This is a genomic window from Aquidulcibacter sp., assembly GCF_049239865.1.
Taxonomy (GTDB): domain Bacteria; phylum Pseudomonadota; class Alphaproteobacteria; order Caulobacterales; family Aquidulcibacteraceae; genus Aquidulcibacter.
Genome location: NZ_JBMLTR010000189.1, coordinates 1 through 3,507 on the forward strand (window position 1 = coordinate 1; position 3,507 = coordinate 3,507).

Below are 3,507 nucleotides of genomic sequence, written 5' to 3' on the forward strand. Positions count from 1 at the left end.
CAATCGTGCCAATGTTGCAATGCGGTTTCGTACGTTCAAACTTTTCCTTAGCCATTTTTGTCTCTCAGCTTTTCATAAGTTGGGTAAAAGGGGTTTGGGATTAGCCAGCAAGCTTAGCGAGTACTTCCGCACTCACGGCCCGTGGCACTTCTTCATAGTGGTCGAAGGACATGGAGAAGGATGCGCGACCCGAGGAGAAGGACCGCAAATCATTCACATAGCCAAACATATTGGCCAGAGGTACCATGGCGTTGACGACGTTTGCGTTGCCGCGCATGTCTTGGCCTTGGATCATCCCGCGACGCGAGTTGATGTCGCCGATCACGGAACCCGTGAACTCTTCTGGGCTGACGACTTCCACTTTCATGATGGGTTCAAGCAGACGTGGATCGCCATATTGCTTCAACTCACGGAAAGCAGCGCGCGCTGCGATTTCGAACGCCAAGACGCTCGAGTCCACATCGTGGTAGGCACCGTCGACCAAAGTTGCCTTCAAGTCGATCAACGGGAAGCCCGCCAACAGACCGTTTGCAACAGAGCTTTCGAGGCCCTTTACGACGCCTGGGATATATTCCTTAGGCACCGAACCACCGACGATTTGGCTTTCGAAGGTAAAGCCAGTGCCTGGATCACCTGGCTCAAAAATGAGCTTGATGCGGGCAAACTGACCGGTACCACCGGTTTGCTTCTTGTGGGTGTAGTCGATTTCAGCGCGCTTGTTGATCTTTTCGCGATAAGCAACCTTTGGCTGACCAACGTTTGCGTCCACGTCATAGGTACGACGCAGAATGTCGACTTTGATGTCCAAGTGCAGTTCGCCCATGCCACGCAGGATGGTTTGGCCGCTTTCTTGGTCGGTCGACACGCGGAACGATGGATCTTCGTTCGCAAGCTTGGCCAATGCCAGACCCAATTTTTCTTGGTCTGCCTTCGACTTCGGCTCAATCGCGATTTCGATCACAGGCTCTGGGAATTCCATGCGCTCAAGGATCACGGGCTTCAAGGTGTCGCACAAGGTGTCCCCGGTACGGACTTCTTTCAGACCAGCCAAGGCGACGATGTCGCCTGCATAGGCTTCCTTCACGTCTTCGCGGTTGTTCGCATGCATCAACAACATGCGGCCAATGCGTTCTTTCTTGTCGCGCGAGGAGTTCAGCACGCCATCGCCCGTTGAACACTTGCCCGAGTAAACGCGGCAGAAGGTGATCGTGCCGACGAATTTGTCGTCCATGATCTTGAAGGCCAGCATCGAGAATGGATCTTCGTCGGTTGGCTGGCGGGTGGTTTCTTCGTCCGTCTTGAAGTCGATTGCTTTGATGCCTTCACGGTCTGCCGGTGATGGCAAGTAATCCACAACCGCGTCCAACAAGGGCTGCACGCCTTTGTTTTTGAAAGCAGAACCGCACAAAACAGGGTGGAATGCACGACGGCGAACAGCGGTGCGGACCAAACGACGAATGGTATCTGCATCAGGCTCTACGCCTTCGAGATATTCCATCATCACTTCGTCGTCCATTTCGACAACGGCTTCAAGCATCTTATGACGATACTCTTTTGCTTGCTCGAGAAGATCCGCTGGAATTTCTTCCTCGTTGAACTTCGCGCCCAAGCTTTCTTCCAACCAGACAATCGCCTTCATGGTGATCAGATCGATCACGCCCTTGAAGTTGTTTTCAGCACCGATTGGCAATTGCAAGCACACGGGCTTACCGCCCACGCGGGTGACGATTTCGCTGACGCAGTTATAGAAGTCGGCGCCGATCTTATCCATCTTGTTGACGAACACGATGCGGGGCACGTCATACTTGTCAGCTTGGCGCCAGACGGTTTCGGTCTGAGGCTCAACACCTTGGTTGCCGTCGAGCACGCAGACCGCACCATCCAACACGCGCAGCGAACGCTCAACTTCAATGGTGAAGTCCACGTGTCCTGGGGTGTCGATGATGTTCAAGCGCTTGTCGCGCCAGAAGCAGGTGGTCGCAGCGGACGTGATGGTGATGCCGCGTTCTTGTTCTTGCGTCATCCAGTCCATGGTAGCCGCACCGTCATGGACTTCGCCAATCTTGTGGGACTTACCAGTGTAGTACAAAATGCGCTCAGTCGTCGTGGTCTTGCCAGCGTCGATGTGCGCCATGATGCCAAAGTTGCGATAGTCAGAAATCGCGTGGGTGCGAGGCATTGAAAAACCCTTTCAGGGGAGCTCGTGGTTTTGCTGGAATTACCAGCGATAATGCGAGAATGCGCGGTTCGCTTCAGCCATCTTATGCGTGTCTTCACGCTTTTTGACGGCCGAACCACGGTTCATAGCGGCGTCGGTCAACTCACCAGCAAGACGCTCTTGCATGGTGGTTTCGTTGCGCTTGCGCGCAGCGCCCACGAGCCAGCGGAGAGCCAATGCCTTGCGGCGCTCTGCACGGACTTCGACAGGAACCTGATAGGTTGCCCCACCCACGCGGCGCGAACGCACTTCGATGGCAGGCGAGATATTATCAAGAGCATCATGGAAGACCTCCAAAGCGGACCGCTTAGCGCGCTTCTCACAGAGATCGAAGGCACCGTAGATGGTCGATTCTGCAACCGACTTCTTGCCCTCATACATGATGTAATTCATCAATTTTGTGACATCCATATCCCCGAACTTCGGGTCTGGCAGGATATCGCGCTTTTCGGCGCGGCGACGACGTGACATGGGAAAACCTCGTGTCTAGACTTTAGCAGCAGGGCTTGGCCTGCAAGAAAACCAATCCGTTTGTTGGCTGTTGCGAAGCAACTTTGGAGCCAACGAACAAACCAAAATGAAAAAATAATTTGCTGAGCAACTTATTTTGGACGCTTCGCACCGTAATGCGAACGGCGTTGCTTACGATTCTTAACGCCTTGCGTATCGAGAACGCCGCGCAGAATGTGGTAGCGAACGCCGGGCAAATCCTTCACGCGGCCGCCGCGGATCAGAACCACCGAGTGCTCTTGCAAGTTATGGCCTTCACCTGGGATGTAGCACACAGCTTCCGAACCCGAGGTCAGACGAACCTTAGCAACCTTACGCAAAGCCGAGTTAGGCTTCTTTGGGGTGGTGGTGTAGACGCGGGTGCAAACACCACGACGTTGAGGGCAGCCTTTCAGGGCTGGAACCTTGTTGCGCACCTTCAATGGTTGGCGCGGCTTACGGATCAACTGGTTGATCGTTGGCATGTTTCTATAACGCTCCTGTATAGCCGACGGATGGGTGGCTATTACCCTCTTTCCAATGCGCGTCCCGCCAAGACGGGTAACCTAGGCGGTCAAGCTGCGCGCGCAGCCCTATCTCACAAGTACAAACCCAAACGCCAAAACGAGCAAAACCACCGTCCCCCTTGGTCCGGTGCGCCATGCGCGAGATGATCACAGTGTCTGGAAGACCCCTCAAACCTAAGCCATGCCCATAAGGCACCCCAAGACTCAGAGGCTTTCTTCGGCGGCGTTCCTATATCCGGACGGGGTTTGGGTCAAGGTGGGGGTGCAGTGGGG

General features: G+C 54.5%; 3 protein-coding genes. All 3 read right to left on the reverse strand.

Going from position 1 to position 3,507, the window contains the following annotated elements; translation table 11 throughout:
• Positions 1-100 precede the first annotated feature (100 nt).
• The gene (gene fusA / locus ACOVRA_RS13295) at positions 101-2,179 is read right to left on the reverse strand and encodes an elongation factor G (protein ID WP_421720724.1); all 2,079 of its coding nucleotides are present in this window, start codon (positions 2,177-2,179) and stop codon (positions 101-103) included.
• A gap of 39 nt (positions 2,180-2,218) precedes the next feature.
• Positions 2,219-2,689: a 30S ribosomal protein S7 gene (rpsG, locus tag ACOVRA_RS13300; protein ID WP_085339555.1), complete on the reverse strand. Its 471-nt coding sequence runs from the start codon at positions 2,687-2,689 to the stop codon at positions 2,219-2,221.
• Positions 2,690-2,820: 131 nt separating this feature from the next.
• Positions 2,821-3,192 (reverse strand): 30S ribosomal protein S12, encoded by a 372-nt coding sequence (gene rpsL / locus ACOVRA_RS13305; RefSeq protein WP_085339554.1) that lies wholly within the window; start codon positions 3,190-3,192, stop codon positions 2,821-2,823.
• Positions 3,193-3,507: the final 315 nt, after the last annotated feature.